Origin of the sequence: Vibrio sp. SCSIO 43009, assembly GCF_023716525.1 — a bacterium.
Taxonomy (GTDB): Bacteria; Pseudomonadota; Gammaproteobacteria; order Enterobacterales; family Vibrionaceae; genus Vibrio; species Vibrio alginolyticus.
The window spans coordinates 1,898,348-1,921,145 of sequence record NZ_CP071842.1 but is presented as its reverse complement, the minus strand read 5'-3'; the positions used below and the strand labels follow the sequence as shown (position 1 = coordinate 1,921,145).

The window sequence follows — 22,798 nt, the reverse complement described above, 5'->3', positions numbered from 1 at the left end:
AAAGATGAACGGCATAGACAAATTGAAAAAAAACGTTAGTCTTACCTCTCAAAATGAAAACAGCCGACAAGTAGAAAGTAAAATGAGAGACCAAGAATTTTGGCATAACAAATGGGCCAGCAATCAGATCGGATTTCACTTGGAAGATGTAAACCCGCTATTACCAGTATATTGGAAACATACTAATCCAAAGCGTGAAGATAAAGTGTTAGTTCCTTTATGTGGAAAGTCAGAAGACTTGATTTGGCTAGCGATGAAGCATGATTCGGTTGAAGGCGTTGAGCTAAGCCATATTGCTGTGCGTGCCTTTTTTGCTGAACATTTTTACACGCCAACGGTAACGCCTCTTAATGGCATGCACGAGCTTTATCAATTTGATGAGCTCTCTATTTATACTGGGGACTTTTTCACTGCACCAGTATCTCAAGCCGATATCATTTATGATCGCGCCGCGTTGGTTGCTTTACCGCAAGATATGCGAGAGGAGTATGTAGAGCGTCTCAAGCAACTGCTGAACCCAGGCGGTCGTATTTTGCTTGTTACACTCAACTATCCTCAAGAAGAGATGGCGGGGCCTCCATTTAGCGTGCCGGTCGAAGAGATTGAGCAGTTATTTTCAGGTTACAAAGTTACTTGTTTGAACGTAGATGAAGCTGACGAGAATCATCCTAAAATTGCGAAAAAAGGCTTAAGTCGCTTCTCTGAAGAAGTGTACTTAATCGAGAGTGAATAGTCTCTCTTCGGTTTGGAACACGAAATAGCGCAGCAATTTGAGCTGCGCTATTTTTGTATGAGTGGTTCGTATTTAATAAATGATATTCACTTTTGAAGCACTTTCAACAGCATCTTGAACGGCTTCTTCGGTGGTTTTTCGTCGCGTAAGGACAACACCTAAACGGCGGCGACCATCGATTTCTGGCTTACCGAATAGACGAACTTGTGTTTGAGGTTGAGCTAAAGCTTTGCTTAGGTTTTCAAAGCGAATGTTTGTGGAAGTCCCTTGTCCAAGAATAACAGCAGACGCAGATGGGCCATATTGCACAATATTATTAATTGGCATTCCGGTAAACGCGCGCACGTGGAGAGCAAACTCAGACATTTCCTGTGAAATCATTGTAACCATACCCGTATCGTGAGGGCGAGGAGAGACCTCATTGAAAATGACTTTATCGCCTTTAACAAACAGCTCTACACCAAAGATGCCGTAGCCACCGAGCGCGTTTACCACTTTCTCAGCCGTGTATTCAGCTGCTTTTACTGCGTTTTCTGACATAGCTTGCGGTTGCCATGATTCGCGGTAGTCGCCATCTTCCTGACGATGACCAATTGGAGCACAGAAATGCACACCGTCAACGGCTCTGATGGTCAATAAAGTGATTTCGTAATCGAAGTCGATAAAACCTTCCACGATAACGCGACCTGCACCCGTACGTCCGCCTTCCTGAGCGTAATCCCATGCTTTTGTAACGTCGTCTTCGGTCTTGATAACACTTTGCCCTTTACCGGAAGAGCTCATCACTGGCTTCACCACGCACGGAATACCCACATGCTCAACCGCGGCTTTGAAGTCTTCAAAGTTATCTGCAAAACGATAAGGTGAAGTCGTCAATTCCAGTTCTTCTGCTGCCAAACGTCGGATACCTTCACGATTCATTGTTAGCCTGGTTGCCTTAGCGGTTGGAACAACATTCAGTCCTTTTTCTTCAAGCTCTACCAGTTTGCCGGTTGCGATGGCTTCAATTTCTGGTACGACGTAAGTAGGTTGTTCCTTCGTAATAACTTCTTCTAAGGCGTTCCCATCTAACATGTCGATAACATAACTACGGTGAGCGACTTGCATCGCTGGAGCATTGGCATAGCGATCACAAGCAATCACTTCTAAACCAAGTCTCTGGCATTCAATGGCGACTTCTTTACCGAGTTCGCCAGAGCCTAAAAGTAATACACGGGTAGCATTTGCGCTAGTTGCAGTGCCAAACATAGTGTTCCCTTACAAAATAGAGTGATGAGACAGAAATTGCAGGAGATCATACTGAAGTTTTATGACAAAGCAAACGTTTGCTTTTGGTTTTTAGGTAATAAAAAAGCTCTACATGTTGTAGAGCTTTTTGTTGAATTTGTCGTTTATACGTTGACAAAACTAAGCGGAATATCTGGATTCAACGCTTCCAACGTTGATTGCGTATCGGCTAAGTGACTGATCTTACCTTCAGAGTTTTCTACCAATGCAGCGGCTTTGATGCTGTCAAAGTTTTCACCCGCAAGTAAAACTTGGATTAGCGCAACTTGTAGCGGTGGCAAGCTAGGATTAAACGCTGCATTTTCTGCATAAGCGCCTTGGAATACACGGCCGCTAGTCATCTCTAATGCTAAACCACTCAAGTTGTTGGTGTATGGAGAGTGGCTCATGTTCATCGCTTCAACTGCACTTTGGATGAGTGCGTCTTCATCATCACATGAGAATTGGTGTTTAACTTCTGCCATTAAGCCGGACTCGATACCGAGATCGTTTGGTCCAAAGGCTTCAGGCAGGTATTCATGAAGTGACTTTTCTTCGCGTTCTGGGAGCTGGATTTTAAGCTCGTTTGCGGTAGATAACTCATTCATGAACTGGCGGCAGTGACCACATGGGCTGAAGTTGATAGTGATATCCTTAACACCACGTTCGCCTTTCATCCAAGCATGGCTAATCGCAGACTGCTCTGCGTGAACCGTTTGACCCAACTGTACACCAAAGAATTCCATGTTGGCACCGAAGTAAAGGCGACCTGAAAGGCCACGAACGATAGCGCCGACATAAAAGTCAGAAAGGGGAGCATAGGAGTACGCTGCGGCAAAAGGAAGTAGCGCAACACGAAGCTCTTTGTCTGATAGACCGGTAGCTGAAAGCAACTGCTCAAATTGTTGAACTGAAAGCGTAGCATCAAAATCATCAGCTTGGATGATAGGAGCAAGTTGTTTGGAAAGTGCTTCTGGAGCGCCTGCTAGCGCCTGTTCAATGCGACTTTTCATGTTGAATCCTTGTTATTGCATGGACAGTTATTCTATGTGAAAGATAGAAATGTTCCGTGCGTTAGATCACGATAAATAATGCAATTGATAATTCTGTTACATAATTAGAGTGAGCTCACACATGTATTCGATTGCACAGGTGTGAAGCGTTATCTCCGTCTCACAATTAACCATATCAGTATATATTCATATGACCAAGGAGCAGGAGTATGTTACTAACGCGACTTTTACCGCTATGCTACTTTATGCCTACGTAATCTAGAGCGAGTGGTAGCACCTAGAATGCTAATGCTATGAATGTATATCTCGATCAAGTCCCTTCACGATATTACTGGGTGAGGTTGATAGATAAGATAGGGTTTTGAAAAGGGTAAGGAAGAAGCGGAAAGGCTACGGCCTGCCGGAAGGAGGGCAGACCGAGAGCGCTTAACTATTGATATAGCCAGACAGCCAAAGCAAAAAAGCTTGGAGCCAAAATAGAAGTTATGATCCCACATAAAACCAATGCGAGTGATGAGAACGCGGCATCTATGGGCTGTTTCTCTGCACAAGTAGCGGTGCCTAAGGCATGAGAGACTGTACCCATTGTCAGACCACGTGCAATCGGGTGTTTAATTCCAATCAAATTGTAAATTGGGTATGCCAAAATTGCGCCCAATAAACCGACAATCAGAACCAAGATCGCTGCAACGGCGGCTTCACCACCGAGGTGACTCGATATTTCCATCGCTATTGGTGTAGTGACGGACTTACCCACTAGACTCGCGATTAAACTGATATCCGCTTTGAAAGCGACTGCGATCAAGGTGGTTGTCATCATCGACATCACACTGCCTACTGTGCAAGCAAAAGTGATGATTCGCCAGTTTGCTTTAATTTGTGGTAGTTGTTCATATAGTGGATAAGCCAGAGCAACTACGGCTGGTTGAAGTAAAAAACTGATCCCTTCGTTATCCGCATAATACGTTTCAAACGGTACATTTAAGTAAGTAAGCAAAGGAATGAGCACTGCAATACTGATCAGCAAAGGATTTGCTAGAGGATTATTCACTTTGATTGCAATTTGGCGCGCGACAAGAAAAACCGCAATGGTAACAACTAACCACATATCAGTGCTTCTCCTTTAACAAGTAGTCCAGCAGCCAAGCGAGGCTGACTAGTACAATGAGTGAGCCTCCAACTGCGCTAGCAATGATAGGGAGGGCATTAGCGAGTAGCATATCGAAATGTTGCATTAATCCCACGCTAATAGGAACGAACAATAAGATCATATAGCGGATAAATAGCGTGGCGCCCGGTTTGACCCAGTCGACTTTTACAAGCCCAAGAGTCATGGAGAAAAACAGTACGAGCATACCGATGACACTTCCTGGAACGGAAACGCCAGTGAACTTTTGAATGGTAATTCCGATGCCAAGTGCTCCCATGATGAGGAAGATTGAAATGAGCAGTTGGATCAGTTGTAAGAATCGTTCTTTAATCATTTTGACAGTATATAAACAACAAGCACACCATAAGGTGCGCTTGTATTAGGAGGAGTTAGGAAGCTAAGCTCTCTACATAACGGTACACGGATTTTAATATCGCAATCTTCTTTTCGTCACTTTCATGTTCGTGAACTAAGTTTTCTAAATTCAGCATGTACTCTTCAATTTGGCTTTCAAACACTTCTCGACAGTGTAGTGCCCAGCGTCTTTGTTCTTGCTCGTCTAATGTGCCTGGGAAGTTACGCGCACGATAGCGGAACAATAGAGGTTTAATACGCTTGTCATCAAATTCAATGTCTAATGCAGCAAGATTATTCGGGTCGGTTTCTCGAATGATATCCATAGCTGCGCGATCAGCCGGAGAAAAGAACCCGTCGTAAAGCTGTGTATCGACGTCATCACTTTTATCGAATTTACGCTCGACGGAAAAGAGGCTAATCAGCTTTTCTCTAATTTCAGGATGTTGGCGCAACAAAGCGAGATTGGCGAGACATTGTTGGCGATCAATGCCAATAGACTCTGCATTTTCAGCCGTTAACGTTTTTGCAGGGGCGAGAATAGGGCATTTGTTCAAATGAACTAGTTTAACTGGCACTGGTAGCAATTCACCAAGATCTTCGCGCTTCGTGTAGAGTCTTTCGTGCAGCTCTTCTGCGGATAGCTCAAGAATAGGTTGAGGGTCTTTCGCTAAATCGATGGTGATAACGGCGTTATTATTGGTTGGATGCCAAGCAACAGGCACAATCCAGCTAGTGTACTGACATTCGCGCCCTAGCATGCCTGAAACGTGCATCAACGGTGTCATGTTGACGATGTCGACTAAATCATTGAGCTTGCGCTTTTGGCGCATAGAAAAAAAGTAATCAAACAATTTTGGTTGCGCTGCTTTTACTTTCTTTGCCATTTCGATAGTCGCAACCACATCTGCCATGGCATCGTGCGCGTTACTATGTTCTATGCCGTTAGCCACAGACAAGTGTTCTAATTTAAAGCTAGTGAAGCCATCTTCGTTTTCTGGCCATTCTACGCCTTCTGGGCGAAGGGCATGGCACGCGCGTAGTACATCGAGTAAATCCCAACGTGAGTTACCGTTTTGCCAACTCCATGCGTATGGATCGATAAAGTTGCGATAACAAGTATAACGGGTCACTTCGTCATCAAAGCGAATGCTGTTGTAGCCTAAACTGGTGGTATTTGGTCTCGCGAGTTCAGTGTGAATCTTAGCGATAAACTCTGGCTCAGAAAGGCCTTCTTGAACCGTTTTTTGCGGAGTAATACCAGTAATAAGCGCAGCTTCAGGAGACGGAAGATAATCAGCCGGTGGTTGACAGTACATGACTAAAGGCTCGCCGATGATATTAAAGTTTTCATCTGTACGAACACCAGCAAACTGGCTTGGGCGATCTTTCGCGGGGTTGGTTCCCCATGTCTCATAATCAAAGAAGAAAAAAGTGGGCTGATTATCTTGGTGCATTCTGCTTACCGTTTACAAAACCGATGACAGTATTAGACCATTCAACGCCTTGACTAGCAACGAAAGATGCAAGTTGAATTTTTGAAAATGAAAAAAGCCGATGGCGAACCATCGGCTTGATATTTTACGTTTTATCGCTTTGGAAGGAATTTGAGTTCTATGCTCGTGTTTCTTCCAATGTTGCTTCACTTTCTGGTGACTTCAGCACTCGGCTAGCAATTGTACCCGCAGTCATTGAGCCTGAAACGTTTAGTGCGGTACGTGCCATGTCAATCAGTGGTTCAATAGAGATAAGCAGTGCCGCGATGGTCACAGGTAAGCCCATTGCAGGAAGAACAATCAAGGCTGCAAACGTCGCACCGCCGCCGACACCTGCAATACCAAATGAGCTGATGGTGATAATCGCAATCAATGACAGGATAAAGTGTAGATCAAGTGGGTTGATACCCATTGTTGGAGCTACCATCACTGCAAGCATTGCAGGATAGATACCCGCACAGCCGTTTTGGCCGATAGTGGCACCAAACGATGCTGATAGGTTTGCAATCGCTGGTGGTACGTTAAGCTTGGTGATTTGCGCTTCTACGTTTAGTGGAATTGTTGCTGCTGAGCTACGGGATGTAAACGCGAAGGTCAGTACAGGCCAGATTTTCTTAAAGTATTCCGCAGGGCTAACGCCAACAAAAGAGACCAATACGCCATGAACAACAAACATCAGTGCGATAGCAACATAAGACGCCACAATAAAGCCAAGTAGGTTTAGGATGTCGCCTGCGCTTGATGTCGCTACCACTTTTGCCATCAGTGCTGCGATGCCGTATGGCGTTAGGGCCATGATCATCTTCACTAATCGCATAACGATAGATTGAGCAGCTTCTACGAAAGTACGAATCGGTGATTCCAACTCTGCTTTTTCCATCATCACTTTACGAGCGGCGATACCAGTTAACACGCCGAAAATCACAACAGCGATAATTGATGTCGAGCGAGCACCTGTTAGATCAGCAAATGGGTTGGTTGGAATGAAGCTAACTAGCATTTGAGGAATAGTTAGGTCACTTACTGTACTGGCACGGCTTTCTAAAACGGCGATACGAGCGGTTTCACGCGCGCCTTCAGTTAAACCTTCTGCTGAAAGGCCAAATGTCGTTGTCACCAAGATACCGATAAGTGCAGCAATTGCAGTCGTTACTAGAAGAACAGAGATGGTCAGGCCAGAAATTTTACCTAATGATCCACCTTTCTCCAATTTAACAACTGCAGAGATCATCGATACCAACACCAGTGGCATGATGACCATTTTCAGTAGACCAACGTAGCCACTGCCTACAATGCCTACCCATTCAAGTGTTTGAGCAATTGCGCTGTTACCTTCACCGTGAATGAGTTGCAAAGCAAGACCAAAAAGAGAACCGGTAACAAGACCGATCAAAACGAGACGTGAAAGAGTGTGTTTCTTTTGTTGTTGATTAAATAGAAAGAACAATATTCCAACAAAGACGGCTAGAGAGGCTATCACTGCAAAATTCATAATTTGACCTTATCAACCAGCCGAAGTGGCGGTTGTTTTTTATACGGGGTTTTATACGGATTTATTTATGGAGCGTAAGATAACGCTCGTGATATAACTTTAAAAATGACAAACGGGTATTAGCTAGATCTAAAATGAATATAAAAACGAGATCTAAGTCGCGTGAGAGCGTGAATTAGCACGTTAATTGTACAAAATGGTTATTCGTAGTGATGCAGTAAGTCACGCATTTCTTTCCTTTGTAAGTAAACCACCGAGTCTTCTTGATAACTGAAAAGTTGATAAATCATCGCTTTGGCGACATCTTCTGCTCGAATAGGTAAAAAGTTGGACAGTTTGCCAAGCATAAGTGGGCGAATTACCTTAAACAGAGTTTGTACTAACTTCTCGTCCATTCTTGGGTTTTGACGTTGACCAACAAGCGGGCCTGGGCGAACAAATACGATTTCCTCAAAATCCATAGCTTCGATTCGTTGTTCCATTTGTCCTTTACAAGCTAAGTAATGGGATGGCGATTTACTATTTGCACCGAGGCTAGAAACAACCGCAAGGCGTTTGACTCCGATTGTTTTCATTTGTTGGGCGACTTTGCACACCAGATCAACATCTACTCTACGCAAATTATCCTTACTGCCTGCTTGCTTAAGGGTCGTGCCTAAACAGATAAAGCCGATGGTTGGTGTTGGTTGGTTCTCATCCCATTGGTGGATAGAAAGGTCTGCATCAATGAGAGGAATAAGCTTGTTGTCCACATCTAGGACGCCATCGAGTGGGCGGCGAGAAAGATAATATAATGTTCCAACACCTGATTGATTTATGAGGTTTGCAATGACTTTTGAGCCTACTAAGCCAGTTGCACCGGCGATGATTGCGCAGGTGTTGTTATCCATATCTTTTCTCCTATATGGGAACATAGTCTAAGCTATTGTAGCGGATTTCAACGAGTTACTTATAATCTCGTGCAAGAAAGGTGAGACGCTCTGCGAACTCGGCAGACTATCCTGAGATAAACTTGATTAGCGCTGCCCCAATTGGATGCAAGTGCATACAATAGTGGGCGCGCAAAAACTGTCGCTGAACAAGACCTCTTGAACAACAGAACACCTCTCACCCAGACAACATCAAAGGAACGTAAAAAATGGATGACTCTTTTGCTGCGGAGATACAAGCACGCATAGATAACAAAACCAAACCCGTCGGTTCTTTAGGCTTATTGGAAAAGGTGGCACTGCAGTTAGCTCTTATTCAAAGTCAGAATAAACCTCAGCCAGTTGATTCCATCGCTATCTGCAAACCGAGCATGCTGGTATTTGCTGGAGATCACGGCGTGGCAGAGGAGGGTGTGAGCATTGCGCCAAGCGAAGTCACTCAGCAAATGGTGGCTAACTTTCTCGCTGGCGGCGCAGCCATCAACTGTTTTTGCGACATTAATGGCATTCAACTCAAAGTAATAGATTGCGGCATGTTGGCTCCTATTGATGTGCTGGTTCCAGAATTTAAATCCCATCCCAACTTGGTTGAACAACGGTTGGGTAACGGTACGGCTAATTTTTCTAAACAATCCGCGATGTCCCCAGAACAAGTGGCGTTAGGTTTAGAATATGGTGCGAAGATTGCTGAGCATACCATTTTGCATGGTTCAAACCTCTTAATGTTCGGCGAGATGGGCATCGGTAATACCAGTTCGGCCTCAGCACTGTTATCGGCGCTGAGCTCATTAGATATTGATTATTGTGTTGGCGTTGGCACCGGAATCAATCAACAGCAGTTGAGCCGCAAATATAAACTGGTAGCACAGGGGGTAAACCGATGTCGAGGTCTTGATACCAAAGCGATTCTCGCACAGGTTGGGGGTTTTGAAATCGTACAAATGGTGGGCGCTTTTTTAGAAGCCAAGCGGCTTAAAACTCCAGTTTTAGTGGATGGGTTTATCGTATCGGTAGCGGCTTATATTGCGACGTTGTTAGACGAAGAAACGCGTGAATACATGTTGTTTGCCCATCGCTCTGAAGAAAATGGACATAAATTTGTATTGGAACATCTTAAAGCAGAACCTCTGCTCGACCTTGGTTTACGGCTAGGGGAGGGAACAGGAGCCGCTCTTGCCTTACCCTTGTTAAAAGCTGCCGCTCAGTTTTACAACAAAATGGCGAGCTTCGAGAGTGCAGGAGTTACAGTATAGTGTCAGTCCCTGATAATTCTGAGAAAGTCATGCCGTCATCGTTAAGATACCAGTGGGAGTTATTTCTATTAGCTACCAGTTTTTTTAGCCGCTTACCCGTGCCCCAAGCGTTGCCTTACAGTGAAGAACGCATGAATCAGGCAGGCCGTTACTTCGCGTTAGTTGGTCTCGTGCTTGGAGCACTTTGCGCTTTGGTATTCTCGCTCACCTCAATTTTTTTCCCAGAGTCGGTTGCCATAGTATTAACGATGGTGTTTAGCTTATTGTTAACTGGGGCTTTTCACGAAGACGGCTTGACCGATATGGCGGATGGCATTGGCGGTGGCATGACCGTAGAGCGACGCCTCTCTATTATGAAAGACAGTCGTATTGGCACTTATGGTGCCGCCACTCTCATTATGGCGTTATTGGCTAAGTATGTTTTTTGGAGTGAACTGGCTAACTTGCCGCACTTTTGGTTGGTCATTGTCGTCGCTTACACCGCAAGCCGAGCACTAGCAGCGACGCTTATTTATGACATGCCTTATGTCAGTGACAGTGATACGTCGAAAAGTAAACCGCTAGCAAGTCGCCAGTCTTCTCTAGAAGTCTCCATTTTGTTGTTTACTGGTGGCGTAACATTGCTTGTGCTTGGTTTCGCGGATGCGATCTTGATATCGCTTGTTCTCGTGGTATTTCGTTTGATGTTCAAACGTTGGTTAACCAAGAGAATTGGCGGCTTTACGGGGGATTGCCTTGGCGCAGCGCAACAGTTGTCGGAACTGCTTATTTATCTCACTATGATTGGGTTGTATCACTCCTCATGAAGCAATTGATACTCGGTGGCGCGCGCTCTGGGAAGTCGCATTTGGCAGAAAAAACAGCTAAGCAATTATCGGTCGCTTCTCATCGATCATTACACTATGTTGCAACCGCGCTGCCATTTGACCAAGAAATGCGAGAGCGAATAGCGCATCATCAAAAGCAACGCGGGGGCGAGTGGCAAGAGCATGAATGCCCCCTTCATTTATCTGAGTTACTGACAAATTTCGCTATCACCGATGTTGTATTGATCGACTGTTTAACCTTGTGGCTCAACAATTGGATATTTGAGTTAGGTGATGAATGTTCCAATGAGAAGCTAGAAGCAGAAATTGAAAAGCTTATACAGGTGGTACGTGGCTCAGATGCGACGTTAATATTCGTCTCTAACGAGGTTGGAATGGGCATTGTACCTTTGGGGGCGGTTAGTCGTTATTTTGTGGATAATGCAGGACGGATGAATCAAAAACTAGCCAGTGTTTGCCATCGCGTTACCTTTGTTGCTGCTGGTTTGCCGTTGGTTCTTAAAGAGTAGGATGGAACAAAATGAAAACACTCAATATCTATCTTGTGCGTCATGGAAAAGTAGAGGCTCCACCAGGACTCCATGGCCAAACAGATGTAAAAGTTACGCCTGCTGATCAAGAGAGTATTGCTCGGGCTTGGGCTGAGAGTGGACGAGGTGTGGGTGGAATAATTTCTTCTCCACTTTCACGCTGTCAAGAACTGGCAAACATCATTGCTGAACAGCAATTATTACCAGTAATGACGGATGAATCTTTACAAGAGATGGCATTTGGTGATTTTGATGGTATGCCTTTTGATCTGCTCACTGAGCAGTGGAAAAAGCTAGATGCTTTTTGGCAATCGCCAGCACAACATACGTTGCCGAATGCTGAGAGCTTAAGCACATTTTCTGAGCGCATATGTCGCGTTTGGTCTCAAATCATCAACGATATCAATGACAATCTCCTTATCGTCACGCATGGTGGCGTCATTCGTATGATTCTTGCTCATGTATTGGAGTTAGATTGGCGTAATCCAAGGTGGTATTCGACGTTGTCGATAGGAAACGCTTCTGTCACGCATATAACAATTACCATAGATGAGCAAATTTACGCCTCGGTGCGTTCGATTGGCGTACCTCTTTTAACTCGTTAACTTATAAATATTAAAATGCCCAGAACGATATTGCTTACGGGCATAGTCACGGAAGATGTCAGTGGAAGCCCATCTGCTAGGTGCAGGAAGCGAAAATTGACTCAGTTACATAAAAAGGAAATATAGAAATGACAACGCCGAGTTGGGATTTGTCCATCGTTTATAACGACCTTTCTGACCCACGAATTCAAGACGATATTGCTCTGGTGGAACAATGTATTGATCTTTTGAATAAACAATCAGTAGATTGTGGCAACGTAGAGATCATGCAAAATGCGATTTTGACCAATGAAGCTGCGAGTCGTTTAGCGGGTACAGTTGCAAATTTTGCGAGTTGTTATGCTTCTGTTGATGCAACAAACGCCGAAGCGAAATCGTTACTTGGTAAAATGACCCGCATCTTTTCGGAGCTTTCCCAAGCGTTCAGTCCCTTTGATTTGACATTAACTCATGCCGACGAAGAGTTTATCTTGCGCGTGTTAGACCATGAAAATCCTGATATCAGTGGGCAAGCTTTTTCTATCTTGAATTCTAGAAAGTTGGCGGATACTCGTCTTAGCAACGCAGAAGAACAGTTACTGGCTGCGATGAGTGTGGATGGCAAATCGGCTTGGGGTAACCTATACGATAACCTGACTGGCTCATTGAAAGTGAAGCTTGAGTACACAGATGGTAATAGTGAAGAGCTTGGGTTTTCTCAAGCGGCAAGCATTCTTTATGGTTCTGAATTCGAGCGTCAAGAAGCCGCGTGGCGTGGCGTACAAGATGCAATGCAAACGCACCAAGAATCATTCGCTGCGATTTTGAATGCGTTAGCAGGATGGCGCTTAACTGAAAACAAAAAGCGTTCTACGAAGCGTGAAGTTCACTTCCTAGAGCTGAGTTTGCATGGTAGCCGAATCCAAGCTGAAACTTTAAATGCGATGATGACAGTAGCCAAAGACAGTCGAACTATTGGTCAGAAAGCAGGTTTATTGATGGCGCAAGTACATGGTCTGGATGAGATGAAACCTTGGAATCATCTGGCCGCTATGCCTGCTTTGAGCGGTGAAGCGAAGGTTTACGACTTTGATGAAGCGATTGATGTTATTTGTGAAGCATTTGAAACAGTAAACCCTGAGATGTCGGAGTTTGTCCGTTTGATGGTACAAAATGGTTGGATTGATGCCGCGCCAAATGCTAACAAGCGTCTTGGCGCATACTGCACCAAACTGCCAGCAACGCGAACACCACTTGTGTTTATGACTTGGAGTGGCAGCCGTTCAGACCTTATGACTCTGGCACATGAACTTGGCCATGCGTTCCATAACTGGGTTATTCGTGATTTGCCACTTTGCCAAACTTACTACCCAATGACGTTAGCAGAAACCGCCTCTATCTTTGCAGAAAACATCGTTCGTGATCATTTGATTTCGAAAGCGGAGAGCGTTGATGAAAAGCTCGAAATGTTGTGGGAAGAGTTGTCATCTGCGCTAGCTTTAATGATCAACATTCCGGTTCGCTACGAGTTTGAAAAATCGTTCTATGAACGCCGCCAGGATGGAGAGTTAACCGCAGATGAATTCTGTGAGTTGATGTCAGAAACTTGGAAAGAATGGTATGGCGACGTAATGAGCGAACCGGATCCGTACTTCTGGGCAAGCAAGCTGCACTTTTCTATTGATAGCGTGAGCTTTTATAACTACCCATACCTATTTGGTTTCTTGTTTAGCAAGGGTATCTATGCACAGCGAGAAACCAAAGGCGAAGCGTTTTACACCGATTACATCAATTTGCTGCGCGATACTGGCTGCATGATGGCGGAAGATGTCGTCGAAAAGCATCTGTCGATGGATTTAACCCAGCCAACGTTTTGGCAGCAGAGTGTTGAGCTAGTGCGTGAAAAAGTCGATGAGTTTGAGCGTTTGCTCGCACAGCGCGGCTAAGTTTTTCGCAGTGTTGATGCATAATCTGCTTTATAGCTACAAAAATTTGATCAAATCATAATGATCTTAATCAGGGCTGTGGTAAAGTTCACAGCCCTAACACTTTGTAATTGTTTGAAAATTAAACGCCTCAATGCTTGATTTGAGTGCCTGGCGCGAAAAGGCATCGGATTTTCGAGGGAAATAGTGATTTCTACTCATAAGTGAGATCGCAGCAACAAAAATCCTTTGTACAATTTATTAACATATCCGCCGTGCTATTAAGGAGTAACGCATGACGAAGTCTCTCTTTCGCCAATCGTTTTTAACTGACACGTTAGATGTTCATATTGATGTTGCACCAGCGGAGCAGGTGCTTTCTAACGGTGTAAAACTTAAACTCTATCAGCGTGGTGTATTAGAAGTAATCCCTGCGAATTATACTCAGGATACGAAGAACATCATCATCTCTTGTGGGGTTCACGGAGATGAAACCGCACCGATGGAGCTGGTGGATTCCATTATTCAAGACATAGAATCTGGGTTCCAGACGGTCGATACCCGTTGTCTGTTCATTATCGCTCACCCAGAATCCACTCTGGCGCACACGCGATTCCTCGAAGAAAATCTCAACCGTCTGTTTGACGAAAAAGAACACAAACAGACAAAAGAGCTTGTTATCGCCGATACGCTTAAGCTGCTTGTTCGAGATTTTTATCAGGATACCGACCCGACAACACGCTGGCACCTTGATTTACACTGCGCGATTAGAGGCTCGAAGCACTATACGTTTGCAGTAAGTCCTAAGACTCGTCATCCTGTGCGCAGCAAGGCATTGATCGATTTCTTGGACAGTGCACACATTGAAGCAGTGCTCCTGTCAAACTCACCATCGAGCACGTTTAGCTGGTACAGTGCCGAGAATTTTGGTGCGCAGGCTCTCACAATGGAGCTTGGCCGTGTGGCTCGTATCGGTGAAAATGACCTCGATAAACTGACCGCGTTTGATTTGTCTTTACGTAATTTGATTGCGGAAACGAAGCCAGAACACTTACCAAAACCATGCATTAAGTATCGCGTAAGTCGCACAATCGTTCGTTTGAACGAAGACTTTGACTTTATGTTCGACGACAATGTTGAAAACTTCACCTCATTTGTTCACGGCGAAGTGTTTGGTCATGATGGCGACAAACCATTAATGGCGAAGAATGAAAACGAAGCGATTGTCTTCCCGAACCGCCACGTCGCAATAGGTCAACGTGCAGCTCTGATGGTTTGTGAAGTGAAAACCCGTTTTGAAGAGGGTGAGTTGGTTTACGATTAATCCAACATTGCTTTGAGAAGTTAATTGCAATTTACCGAGGCTTAACTGTAAGGTTAAGCCTCGTTTGTTTTTATCGGCCGCTATGGATTTTCAACAACTTATCCTGAACAAGGAACGACGCTGGCAACGTAACCTGATGGTTATGTCGATCGTGCTCGCTGTACTCTCTGCCATTCACTTGATGGTCGGAGAAATTTTCCTTTCTCCTTTTCAATCCTTATCTGCATTTGAACAGAAGTTATTGGTGGACTTGCGTTTACCGAGGTTAGTGTCTGCGGCAATTATTGGTGCTGCGTTAGCGGTATCTGGCGCGACGTTACAAGTGTTGCTTGGGAACGTGTTGGCTGAACCTGGCGTGCTCGGTATATCTGGTGGTGCAAGCTTAGCAATGGTCTTAATCATGTTCGCGTCACCTGTTCTTCCTACCCCGATTGTTTTTATGTTGGCAGCGATTGCAGGCTCGATGGTCTTCACGTTTGTTTTGGTGGCGATAGCAAGGGCAATGCACCTGACGACGGCTCGATTGCTTTTGGTTGGGGTCGCATTGGGTATTTTATCGAGCGCGATTGTGACGTGGGCTTTTTACTTTAGTGATGATCTTAGCTTACGCCAACTGATGTATTGGTTAATGGGCAGTATTGGCGGTGCGAGTTGGTATCAACATACCGTTACCTTGGTGATGTTACCGGTGCTCATCTGGTTATGTTGTAAAGGCAAGTCGCTTGATAGATTGATGCTGGGTGAGATTCATGCGACCCAATTGGGTGTCGATGTGCATCAAATGCGTTGGAAACTGATCCTCGCCATTTCTGTTTTGGTGGGGAGTTCAGTCGCTTTGGGTGGCATCATCAGTTTTGTTGGTTTGGTGGTGCCGCACTTGTTGCGTTTGGCTTTTGGTACGGAAAACCGTTATTTATTGCCACTTTCTGCAATATCTGGTGCTGCGTTGCTTGTATTTGCTGACATCGGCGCAAGACTGTTATTGGACTCCGCAGAGTTACCTTTAGGTGTCATGACAACATCGATTGGCGCACCTATTTTCATCTGGATGCTGGTGAAGAGTCATGATGCACGTTAAACATATGTCGGTTGGTAGTCGATTATTGCCTCTTTCTTTTGAGTGCAAAGCTGGCGAAATCGTACATGTCGTTGGGCCTAATGGTTCCGGTAAGAGTACTTTATTGGCTGCGATTTCTGGTACGTTAAGTCACCGAGAGGGTATGAGTGGTGAAGTGTACGTTGGCAACAAAAACTTGCTTACTTTACCGTTGTCAGAGCAAGCTCATGTTCGAGGTTATTTGTGTCAGCAATCGCGCCCAGCGTTTAATGTTGATGTGTTTCAGTATCTCGCTTTATCTCTGCCAAGTGGTGCTGAGATTGCGGATATCAAAGTGCGTGATGCCGTCAATATGGTGGTGGAGCTGGTACAACTGCAAGATAAGCTTCATCGCAGTATTCAAACATTATCCGGTGGTGAGTGGCAGCGTGTCCGATTAGCAGGTGTATGTTTGCAGGTGTGGCGTACCATTAATCCTTTTTCGCAGTTTTTAATTTTGGATGAGCCAGCAGCACCGTTAGATATTGCGCAAGAGGGTCTGCTCTATCAATTGATTAACGCTATGGCGGCGCAGGGAATTGGAGTATTAGTTGCTAATCACGATCTCAATCGCACATTAAAGCACGCAGATAAAGTATTGCTGCTTAACAACGGTGTGCTGCACTCATCAGGAAATGCCGATACTGTGCTAACGGAAGAAGCTCTCGGGGAAGTGTTCAATACTCAAGTCAAAAAGGTCATCGTAGATGAGCAACCTTATTTAATCTTTGATTAGTATTTAGGGACAATAAAAAAACGACCTACTTGAGGTCGTTTTTTTTAATCGAGATAGCCAAACTCAACGCTTATTGAGTTAACGGTTTTAGATCTGCTGGGCGGTAGTAAACAGATTTGAGTACTTTGCCTTTACGAATGGTTTTACCTTCCGATACGAAATCTTCGGCGCATTTCGCGATGATGTATTCACCTTTCTGCACCGCCATCAACTTGATGCCTTGTTCCGCGTAGAATGCTTCTGTTTCTGAGTACTCTTGCTCGTTACGGCATACTTTGCTCATGTTGCTTGAATGCACTTCATCCCAGCAAGGAATAAATTCAATACCACGGTTTACTGCAACGTTTAATAGAAGATCGATTAAGTAGCTGATCGCCAGGTTGTCTTCTACTTTGCTGTGGCCAAGATGAACGAGACGGCCCATTAATACATACACGCTGTCTACGATGGCATCTGCTTGCTCAGTTTTACAATCTGCTTCTGTTAGCTCTGTTAGCTCTTCGATCGCCAAAGAGGTGTGTAGTGTGTCTGCTTGCGTATCAAGGCTTGCAGCGTCTGCGACTGGTAAGTCGAACGTACTACGGAACTCGGTGATATCACGGTATAAGTGATCAAAAATCTCTTGGGTTAGCTTTGACAGTTGCATTCTAATTTCCATTGAATCGATTGAAGCGGCAATGATACCAAACCGCACTTTGAACCCCAAGGGCATTGCATCTAACTGGTGATAAATCTGCCTTTGGGAATGGTGGTGCTTAACGAAATAGGTAAGGGAACAGCTTTTTACGTTCTTCCTCTGAAAGGGAGGAAACACGAGCGATGTTTGTATCGGGAATGGATTCAGGATCAGGATAGTGTTTTAGTACCTTTTCCATACTCTCTTCGCGAATCAAATGGAAGATCGGGTAAGGAGAACGATTGGTCAGGTTTTCGTCGTCTTCAGGCCTTGCGCCGCCAAAACAGTAATCAGGATGGAAAGTCGCTACTTGGAAAATACCTTCCCAGTTTTGCTGCTTAATTAATCCTTCAACCCAATCTATGCAAAAGTTGTAGTCCCAGAAATCTTGTAGCATGTTGGGAACCACAACCAACGTGGTCTCAAGTTGTTCGGGCTCTGTGTTACTCAGCTCAATCAGTTGCAATAAAATATCTTCAAGAAGCGTTTCTTCTTGAGTCGCTTCACTAACAAAGATTTTGATTTGTTTATTACGTTGCGGCTTGGCAGCAAACGGACAAAGGTTGAGACCGATTACTACATCGTTGAGCCATTGATCGACCTGTTGAGTGATCGCTTCGATATCTGTGTTTTGTGTTGAACGCGTTGACATACGACTTTCTGGTTTTTATTAAAGTAGCGCAAGCATAGCAGAGTTGGTTATCCAAGTAACCAGAGAGGTATTACGCAAATGAGCGTACCTTAGCTACTCTTTAAACTAGCCGCGTCAGGTGTTTGGTCAGTGTGCTTTCTTTCGGCAATGTGTTTCAGATACGCAATTGCAGCAAACATTGCTAGGTAGACTGCGCTTCCCCCCATAAGAACACTCGACCAACCACCATGTTGCCAACAATAAAGAAGTAAGAATCCTCCCAAACTACCGCCTACATAGTAGTGTACTAAGTAGAGCGCTGTCGCGGTGGCTTTGGCGCGAGTGGCGTTCTGACCGACCCAACCGTAGGCGAGGGTATGAGTAAAGAAGGCACCAAAACTTATCAGCAACAACCCAAATAGCATTGCAGTCAAGCTTTCAACCGCCGCAATCCACATCCCCGTCATGCTCACTATCGCGCCCAAGAACATGCCGAGGATTGATGAATAACGTTTACTCCAGTGGCCTGCGCAACGAGAGGAGAAAGTTCCTCCCAAGTAACAAATAAAGATCAGTGAGGCCAACCCGACGGGCACATTGTGAGGTTCACTCACCAGACGGAACCCCATGACGGAGTAAAGGTTGACGAACAAAGCAAAGTTGAGTCCTCCTATCAGCATCGCGAACCACACGCGTTGGTTTTTAAAATGACCAATAAGCGCACGATTTTGATGGCGCAAGCAGCTTGATGACGGGGTGAAGTTGCGCTGTGTTGGCAATAAATAGTGAACGCCAATGACACCAAGAAGAGTGAACACCATCATAACTTCAATGGCGACATCAACACTGAAATTGTCCGCCAATAAGCCGCCGCTAATACGCCCTGCAATGCCGCCTAATGAGTTAGCCGCAATGTACGTTCCAATTGCCATCGAGAAGGCGTGCTTGTCGAGTTCTTCTGCCATGTAAGCCACGGCGACCGCAGCAAAAGCTGCGAGCGCGACACCGATCAGTGCTCGACATACCACCAAAAACAGAAATGAGTCACCAAACAGCATCAAAGCGGAAAGGGTAGGAATCGAAAACAGACCAGCCATCATGACTGGCTTTCGTCCCACTGATTCTGACAACACAGCCATTGGAACGAGGCTAAAAGAGAGAGCGAGTGTTGAGGCCGCAAATAACCAGTTCACTTGCGTTTCTGAGATCGTGAAAATTTGGGCAAAAGTGGGCAGCATTGGCTGTAGTAGGTATAAATTTGAAAAAACCAAGAAGGAACCAAGCGCTAGCGAGAGCGTAATGCGTTTGTATTCCGGTGTGCCAAAACTGACCATGAATCCTGCCTAATGTGAGCAAATGGAGAGACTGTGATCAATCTATCAGTTCGTTGTAAATTAAAAAAATATATTAAAAATATGGACACCATATATTTTTGATCTAATGGAATCGAAACAACTTAAACATTTTCTGGCGGTCGCTGAACATGGAAACATTACCCATGCGGCGAAAGCCCTGCATATTGCCCAGCCCGCATTAAGCATTTCTATCAAAAAGTTTGAGCAGTCTTTGGGCGTTACCCTATTTCGCCGTGATGATAAAAAAATCAGCTTAACGAAAGAGGGCGAAACGTTACTTGTGCATGCTAAGCGGGTGATTCAACAGTTGCACGACGCGCAGCTCGCGATTGATGAGTTGAAAGGTTTAGCGAAAGGCGAAGTAAGACTAGGAACGCCATCAATGATGGGCAGTTATTTCTTTCCACGAATTGTGATGGCGTTTAAAAGCCAGTTCCCTGAGTTAAAATTGACCTTGGTCGAAGCTGGGACTCAATCGATTCGTCGTATGCTGCTCAATGGTCAACTCGATATCGGTGTGATCAGTTGTGATAATGTGCCTGATGATCTAGAAACTGACCATTTGTTTACTAGCCAAATGGTCGCAGTTGTTTCACCTGAGCATGAGTTAGCCCAGCGAGACGCTCTTACTTTTGATGAGTTCTTTGAACACGATTTGGTTATGTTTCAGCATGGCTATTTTCACCGTGAATTTTTGGATCAGGTGAGTGAGGAGCATGGGTTTACCATGAAGTCATCATTCGAGACCAACTTACTGCCTTTGATTTTGAGTATTGTGAAACAAGAGTTTGCGATTACCGCGTTACTGGAATTGGTGACTCAACATGAGTCGGGCGTTGTTGGCCTACCGTTTGAACCACCCGTTACGCTGGATCTGGCACTTGCTTGGCGCAAGCAGGGGTACTTATCAATAGCAGATCGAACGTTTATCGACTTTATCAAGCGCTACGTTTAAATGCAGCGCAGATTCATCGTCCGAGCACTAGTCGCCTTTGTACATCTTCTCGAAGTTCTTTGGGTTCCAGCCAATCATTACCCGATCACCAATTTTTAAAACAGGCACTGAACGAGCACCAAGCGCATCAAGTTCTTTGCGACCGCGTTGCATCTTAGCATTGCACAAACGATAGTTAATATTTTTCGAATCCAGATAACGTTGAGCATCTTTGCAGTGAGGGCATTTATCTTTGACGTAAAGAACGACACGTTTCATTGAATTTCTCTCCATTATCATTGGGAGGCGAAGTTTAACGGCCTTTCGTCATAAATGAAAGGCGAAAGCTAAGGTGAAACTGTCCTTTATCTCAGGTATATTGAGCGCCTTTATTTTGTCATAACAGACGTTAACTCTATGCATCCGTCACTTCGATACATTCAAGGCTACCCACAAAACATCGTAGAGCAGGTGAGCTCATTGATAGCGAGTGGCAAGTTTGTTCCTTGGTTCGAAAAACGTTATCCCGATAGGCACCAAATCAAAAGCGAAAGGGCGCTCTATGAGTACGCCATGGCAATCAAAAACCGCTACATGAAGAAAGCCGCGTCAATCAGTAAAGTTGTCTACGATAAGAAAATTCACGCGGTAAACAACGCGCTTGGCTTGCACAGTGTAATCAGTAGAAACCATGGCGGTAAGCTGAAGTCGAAAAACGAGATTCGCATTGCCAATGTATTTAAGGATGCGCCCGAGCCACTATTAAGAATGCTGGTGGTACATGAGTTGGCGCATACTCGTGAGAAAAACCACGACAAGGCGTTTTATCAGCTATGTTGCTATATGGAGCCTGAGTATCATCAACTCGAATTTGATGCTCGTTTGTTTATGATTTACCTCGATTTAAAAGCGAATTTGAATGAAGAACAATAATCACAACGCGAAGCAAGCAAAGCCTAAGGCTTCAATGGCGGGTCAGAATAAAGACGCGAATAAAGCCAAGCCGAAGCGTGTTAAAGACAAAGTTGCGCGCAAATCCTCGCAGCCTGCGGGAAAGAGCGAAGTCGAGTTCATAAAAATAGCGAAGAATGGTTTGCATGAGCGTAATGTTCATCGAGGTCGTTACGATTTTAAAAAACTCGTGGAAAGTGAACCACAGTTAAAGCCATTCGTTATCAAAAACCCGAAAGGGGAAGACTCCATAAACTTCTCTGATCCTGACGCTGTTAAAATTCTCAATAAAGCATTGCTTGCTGCGTATTATGGTATCGAGTTCTGGGACATTCCCGACACCTACCTTTGCCCACCGATTCCGGGCCGCGCTGATTACATTCACCGAGTGGCAGAACTACTTGATGGTGAAGTAAAAGGTCAGTACGCGCACCAAAAAGTGAAAGCGTTGGACATTGGCGTGGGAGCAAACTGTATTTATCCGATTGTTGGTGTAACAAAATACGGTTGGCACTATACGGGCAGCGATGTCGATCCAAAATCTATCCAATCGGCTCAAACGATCGTAGAGCACAATCGTGTTTTGACGGGAAAAATTGCACTGATACAGCAACACAATGATGCCAATATTTATCGAGGTATCATTCAACCGAATGATCGTTATGATGTGACGACATGTAATCCGCCATTCCACCGTTCGGCGGAAGATGCCGCTATGGGCAGCCAGCGTAAAATCGATAATCTAAAAGCAAACCAGCGTAAGAAAGGGCTAAAACCTCAAACCGCACAAGTAAAGACAAGTAAGCCCGCGTTGAATTTTGGCGGTCAAAACGCTGAATTGTGGTGTGAAGGTGGAGAAGCGGCGTTTATCCGAAAAATGGCGAATGAAAGCCAAGCTTTTGCCGCGCAGGTCTTGTGGTTTACAACCCTTATATCCAAAAAAGACAACGTTCGTCCGATGCGCAAGCAGCTTGAAAAATTGGGTGTGAAAGCCATTCGTGTGGTTGAAATGAGTCAAGGGCAGAAAGTGAGCCGCTTTGTAGCTTGGTCATACATGGATAAGCAACAGCGCAAAGCATGGATTGAACTAAAGTAACGTTGACCATTTCACACTGAACAATAAAGTAGGAAGCCCGCTGATATCAGCGGGCTTCTCTTTCTGGGAGATCTAAAACTTAATGATGGGCTCACAATCTAGTGAAGTGAGAGTGACAAAGGTATCTGTTTTGGCGTAGTACAAGCCACAGGTTTCACCTCTTATCTGCAACGTATATTGGTCTGGAAGATCCGTATAGCTGCCATCCAACAGTTGATTGTTGTTCCCTTTTACTCGTCCTTTTTCAATCAACAAATGCGGTGAAGATTCAAATACGTTATTTGCGATTCTAGGTGCTGGTGTCCCTTGGATTTCTGCGATCGCGTTTTGAATTTCTATGACTGTTTCTGGAGAGTTCTTTTTACTCAATGCTTCAACGGGTTCTTGTGACATAGCTTGACATCCTATCAAAGAAATTGAAGTGCCTAGGAAAAGCGCAACCCGAAT

Annotated in this window: 24 protein-coding genes; 12 read left to right on the top strand and 12 right to left on the bottom strand. The window is 44.8% G+C overall.

Annotated features, from left to right (window positions below; all coding sequences use genetic code 11):
- Nucleotides 1–82: 82 nt before the first annotated feature.
- Nucleotides 83–733, top strand: a complete 651-nt coding sequence (locus J4N43_RS09025; protein ID WP_021707633.1) for a thiopurine S-methyltransferase — start codon at nucleotides 83–85, stop codon at nucleotides 731–733.
- A gap of 72 nt (nucleotides 734–805) precedes the next feature.
- Here the strand turns inward: J4N43_RS09025 and purT are convergent, their stop codons facing one another.
- The 7 genes from purT to J4N43_RS08990 all read right to left on the bottom strand — a co-directional run bounded on the left by purT (nucleotide 806) and on the right by J4N43_RS08990 (nucleotide 8,394).
- Entirely contained in the window at nucleotides 806–1,981 is a 1,176-nt protein-coding gene (gene purT / locus J4N43_RS09020) for a formate-dependent phosphoribosylglycinamide formyltransferase (RefSeq protein WP_021033842.1), read from the bottom strand.
- A gap of 143 nt (nucleotides 1,982–2,124) precedes the next feature.
- Nucleotides 2,125–3,012: a cytidine deaminase gene (gene cdd / locus J4N43_RS09015; protein ID WP_053350421.1), complete on the bottom strand. Its 888-nt coding sequence runs from the start codon at nucleotides 3,010–3,012 to the stop codon at nucleotides 2,125–2,127.
- Nucleotides 3,013–3,442: 430 nt separating this feature from the next.
- Nucleotides 3,443–4,120 carry an LrgB family protein gene (locus J4N43_RS09010; protein ID WP_005377888.1) on the bottom strand — a complete coding sequence of 226 codons (678 nt, stop codon included), beginning with the start codon at nucleotides 4,118–4,120 and terminating at the stop codon, nucleotides 3,443–3,445.
- A gap of 1 nt (nucleotide 4,121) precedes the next feature.
- Nucleotides 4,122–4,496, bottom strand: coding sequence for a CidA/LrgA family protein (locus tag J4N43_RS09005; protein ID WP_005397786.1), 375 nt, complete (start codon nucleotides 4,494–4,496; stop codon nucleotides 4,122–4,124).
- 55 nt (nucleotides 4,497–4,551) lie between these two features.
- Nucleotides 4,552–5,973: an exodeoxyribonuclease I gene (sbcB, locus tag J4N43_RS09000; RefSeq protein WP_017820876.1), complete on the bottom strand. Its 1,422-nt coding sequence runs from the start codon at nucleotides 5,971–5,973 to the stop codon at nucleotides 4,552–4,554.
- Nucleotides 5,974–6,130: 157 nt separating this feature from the next.
- Nucleotides 6,131–7,504 (bottom strand): L-cystine transporter, encoded by a 1,374-nt coding sequence (locus J4N43_RS08995; protein WP_053350420.1) that lies wholly within the window; start codon nucleotides 7,502–7,504, stop codon nucleotides 6,131–6,133.
- Between the two features lie 200 nt (nucleotides 7,505–7,704).
- Nucleotides 7,705–8,394 carry an NAD(P)H-binding protein gene (locus tag J4N43_RS08990; protein WP_053350419.1) on the bottom strand — a complete coding sequence of 230 codons (690 nt, stop codon included), beginning with the start codon at nucleotides 8,392–8,394 and terminating at the stop codon, nucleotides 7,705–7,707.
- A 248-nt stretch (nucleotides 8,395–8,642) separates the two neighbouring features.
- On the opposite strand from J4N43_RS08990, the gene cobT reads away from it, so the two are divergent.
- From cobT to btuD, 8 genes are all read left to right on the top strand, one after another.
- Nucleotides 8,643–9,686 carry a nicotinate-nucleotide--dimethylbenzimidazole phosphoribosyltransferase gene (cobT, locus tag J4N43_RS08985; RefSeq protein WP_005377883.1) on the top strand — a complete coding sequence of 348 codons (1,044 nt, stop codon included), beginning with the start codon at nucleotides 8,643–8,645 and terminating at the stop codon, nucleotides 9,684–9,686.
- Nucleotides 9,687–9,715: 29 nt separating this feature from the next.
- Nucleotides 9,716–10,492 (top strand): adenosylcobinamide-GDP ribazoletransferase, encoded by a 777-nt coding sequence (locus tag J4N43_RS08980; RefSeq protein ID WP_158159810.1) that lies wholly within the window; start codon nucleotides 9,716–9,718, stop codon nucleotides 10,490–10,492.
- Entirely contained in the window at nucleotides 10,489–11,022 is a 534-nt protein-coding gene (gene cobU, locus J4N43_RS08975) for a bifunctional adenosylcobinamide kinase/adenosylcobinamide-phosphate guanylyltransferase (RefSeq protein ID WP_065274411.1), read from the top strand. Before J4N43_RS08980 ends, cobU begins: the two co-directional genes overlap by 4 nt.
- 11 nt (nucleotides 11,023–11,033) lie before the next feature.
- The gene (gene cobC, locus J4N43_RS08970) at nucleotides 11,034–11,648 is read left to right on the top strand and encodes an alpha-ribazole phosphatase (protein WP_158159630.1); all 615 of its coding nucleotides are present in this window, start codon (nucleotides 11,034–11,036) and stop codon (nucleotides 11,646–11,648) included.
- 128 nt (nucleotides 11,649–11,776) lie between these two features.
- A complete protein-coding gene (locus J4N43_RS08965) occupies nucleotides 11,777–13,573 on the top strand; it encodes a M3 family oligoendopeptidase (RefSeq protein ID WP_158159631.1) in 1,797 nt (598 codons plus the stop codon).
- 274 nt (nucleotides 13,574–13,847) lie between these two features.
- The gene (locus J4N43_RS08960; RefSeq protein ID WP_005377878.1) at nucleotides 13,848–14,876 is read left to right on the top strand and encodes a succinylglutamate desuccinylase; all 1,029 of its coding nucleotides are present in this window, start codon (nucleotides 13,848–13,850) and stop codon (nucleotides 14,874–14,876) included.
- An 82-nt stretch (nucleotides 14,877–14,958) separates the two neighbouring features.
- Nucleotides 14,959–15,954, top strand: coding sequence for a vitamin B12 ABC transporter permease BtuC (btuC, locus tag J4N43_RS08955; protein WP_005377877.1), 996 nt, complete (start codon nucleotides 14,959–14,961; stop codon nucleotides 15,952–15,954).
- Nucleotides 15,941–16,708, top strand: coding sequence for a vitamin B12 ABC transporter ATP-binding protein BtuD (gene btuD / locus J4N43_RS08950; protein WP_082245220.1), 768 nt, complete (start codon nucleotides 15,941–15,943; stop codon nucleotides 16,706–16,708). Before btuC ends, btuD begins: the two co-directional genes overlap by 14 nt.
- Nucleotides 16,709–16,778: 70 nt before the next feature.
- Here btuD and J4N43_RS08945 read toward each other — a convergent pair whose 3' ends face one another.
- The 3 genes from J4N43_RS08945 to J4N43_RS08935 form a co-directional block, all read right to left on the bottom strand.
- Complete coding sequence (locus J4N43_RS08945) at nucleotides 16,779–17,354, bottom strand: nucleoside triphosphate pyrophosphohydrolase family protein (RefSeq protein WP_252094107.1); 576 nt, start codon at nucleotides 17,352–17,354, stop codon at nucleotides 16,779–16,781.
- Between the two features lie 109 nt (nucleotides 17,355–17,463).
- Nucleotides 17,464–18,036, bottom strand: a complete 573-nt coding sequence (locus J4N43_RS08940) for a DUF1415 domain-containing protein (RefSeq protein ID WP_115385896.1) — start codon at nucleotides 18,034–18,036, stop codon at nucleotides 17,464–17,466.
- 89 nt (nucleotides 18,037–18,125) lie between these two features.
- Nucleotides 18,126–19,349, bottom strand: a complete 1,224-nt coding sequence (locus J4N43_RS08935; RefSeq protein WP_158159633.1) for an MFS transporter — start codon at nucleotides 19,347–19,349, stop codon at nucleotides 18,126–18,128.
- A gap of 106 nt (nucleotides 19,350–19,455) precedes the next feature.
- Here J4N43_RS08935 and J4N43_RS08930 point away from each other — a divergent pair, with 106 nt between their 5' ends.
- Entirely contained in the window at nucleotides 19,456–20,325 is an 870-nt protein-coding gene (locus J4N43_RS08930; protein ID WP_025766764.1) for a LysR family transcriptional regulator, read from the top strand.
- 27 nt (nucleotides 20,326–20,352) lie between these two features.
- On the opposite strand, the gene J4N43_RS08925 is transcribed toward J4N43_RS08930, so the two are convergent.
- Nucleotides 20,353–20,583: a glutaredoxin family protein gene (locus J4N43_RS08925; protein WP_005377871.1), complete on the bottom strand. Its 231-nt coding sequence runs from the start codon at nucleotides 20,581–20,583 to the stop codon at nucleotides 20,353–20,355.
- Nucleotides 20,584–20,721: 138 nt separating this feature from the next.
- Here J4N43_RS08925 and J4N43_RS08920 point away from each other — a divergent pair, with 138 nt between their 5' ends.
- Together J4N43_RS08920 and rlmF are read left to right on the top strand one after the other, a co-directional pair.
- Nucleotides 20,722–21,237, top strand: a complete 516-nt coding sequence (locus J4N43_RS08920; RefSeq protein WP_158159634.1) for a M48 metallopeptidase family protein — start codon at nucleotides 20,722–20,724, stop codon at nucleotides 21,235–21,237.
- On the top strand, nucleotides 21,224–22,351 hold the full coding sequence (gene rlmF, locus J4N43_RS08915; RefSeq protein WP_252094106.1) for a 23S rRNA (adenine(1618)-N(6))-methyltransferase RlmF: 1,128 nt from the start codon (nucleotides 21,224–21,226) through the stop codon (nucleotides 22,349–22,351). Before J4N43_RS08920 ends, rlmF begins: the two co-directional genes overlap by 14 nt.
- A 72-nt stretch (nucleotides 22,352–22,423) precedes the next feature.
- Here the strand turns inward: rlmF and J4N43_RS08910 are convergent, their stop codons facing one another.
- Entirely contained in the window at nucleotides 22,424–22,744 is a 321-nt protein-coding gene (locus tag J4N43_RS08910) for a hypothetical protein (RefSeq protein ID WP_158159635.1), read from the bottom strand.
- Nucleotides 22,745–22,798: the final 54 nt, after the last annotated feature.

Excerpts from the sequence above, each read along its gene's own strand:
- cobT (WP_005377883.1), top strand. The coding sequence starts at position 8,643 with ATGGATGACTCTTTTGCTGCGGAGATACAAGCACGCATAGATAACAAA.
- J4N43_RS08930 (WP_025766764.1), top strand. The coding sequence starts at position 19,456 with ATGGAATCGAAACAACTTAAACATTTTCTGGCGGTCGCTGAACATGGA.
- rlmF (WP_252094106.1), top strand. The coding sequence starts at position 21,224 with ATGAAGAACAATAATCACAACGCGAAGCAAGCAAAGCCTAAGGCTTCA.
- J4N43_RS08935 (WP_158159633.1), bottom strand. The coding sequence starts at position 19,349 with ATGGTCAGTTTTGGCACACCGGAATACAAACGCATTACGCTCTCGCTA.
- J4N43_RS08990 (WP_053350419.1), bottom strand. The coding sequence starts at position 8,394 with ATGGATAACAACACCTGCGCAATCATCGCCGGTGCAACTGGCTTAGTA.
- J4N43_RS08980 (WP_158159810.1), top strand. The coding sequence starts at position 9,716 with ATGCCGTCATCGTTAAGATACCAGTGGGAGTTATTTCTATTAGCTACC.
- J4N43_RS09025 (WP_021707633.1), top strand. The coding sequence starts at position 83 with ATGAGAGACCAAGAATTTTGGCATAACAAATGGGCCAGCAATCAGATC.
- J4N43_RS08965 (WP_158159631.1), top strand. The coding sequence starts at position 11,777 with ATGACAACGCCGAGTTGGGATTTGTCCATCGTTTATAACGACCTTTCT.
- J4N43_RS08910 (WP_158159635.1), bottom strand. The coding sequence starts at position 22,744 with ATGTCACAAGAACCCGTTGAAGCATTGAGTAAAAAGAACTCTCCAGAA.
- J4N43_RS08995 (WP_053350420.1), bottom strand. The coding sequence starts at position 7,504 with ATGAATTTTGCAGTGATAGCCTCTCTAGCCGTCTTTGTTGGAATATTG.
- J4N43_RS09005 (WP_005397786.1), bottom strand. The coding sequence starts at position 4,496 with ATGATTAAAGAACGATTCTTACAACTGATCCAACTGCTCATTTCAATC.
- cobC (WP_158159630.1), top strand. The coding sequence starts at position 11,034 with ATGAAAACACTCAATATCTATCTTGTGCGTCATGGAAAAGTAGAGGCT.
- J4N43_RS08945 (WP_252094107.1), bottom strand. The coding sequence starts at position 17,354 with ATGCAACTGTCAAAGCTAACCCAAGAGATTTTTGATCACTTATACCGT.
- J4N43_RS08920 (WP_158159634.1), top strand. The coding sequence starts at position 20,722 with ATGCATCCGTCACTTCGATACATTCAAGGCTACCCACAAAACATCGTA.
- J4N43_RS09010 (WP_005377888.1), bottom strand. The coding sequence starts at position 4,120 with ATGTGGTTAGTTGTTACCATTGCGGTTTTTCTTGTCGCGCGCCAAATT.
- btuD (WP_082245220.1), top strand. The coding sequence starts at position 15,941 with ATGATGCACGTTAAACATATGTCGGTTGGTAGTCGATTATTGCCTCTT.
- cdd (WP_053350421.1), bottom strand. The coding sequence starts at position 3,012 with ATGAAAAGTCGCATTGAACAGGCGCTAGCAGGCGCTCCAGAAGCACTT.
- sbcB (WP_017820876.1), bottom strand. The coding sequence starts at position 5,973 with ATGCACCAAGATAATCAGCCCACTTTTTTCTTCTTTGATTATGAGACA.
- J4N43_RS08925 (WP_005377871.1), bottom strand. The coding sequence starts at position 20,583 with ATGAAACGTGTCGTTCTTTACGTCAAAGATAAATGCCCTCACTGCAAA.
- btuC (WP_005377877.1), top strand. The coding sequence starts at position 14,959 with ATGGATTTTCAACAACTTATCCTGAACAAGGAACGACGCTGGCAACGT.
- J4N43_RS08940 (WP_115385896.1), bottom strand. The coding sequence starts at position 18,036 with ATGTCAACGCGTTCAACACAAAACACAGATATCGAAGCGATCACTCAA.
- purT (WP_021033842.1), bottom strand. The coding sequence starts at position 1,981 with ATGTTTGGCACTGCAACTAGCGCAAATGCTACCCGTGTATTACTTTTA.
- cobU (WP_065274411.1), top strand. The coding sequence starts at position 10,489 with ATGAAGCAATTGATACTCGGTGGCGCGCGCTCTGGGAAGTCGCATTTG.
- J4N43_RS08960 (WP_005377878.1), top strand. The coding sequence starts at position 13,848 with ATGACGAAGTCTCTCTTTCGCCAATCGTTTTTAACTGACACGTTAGAT.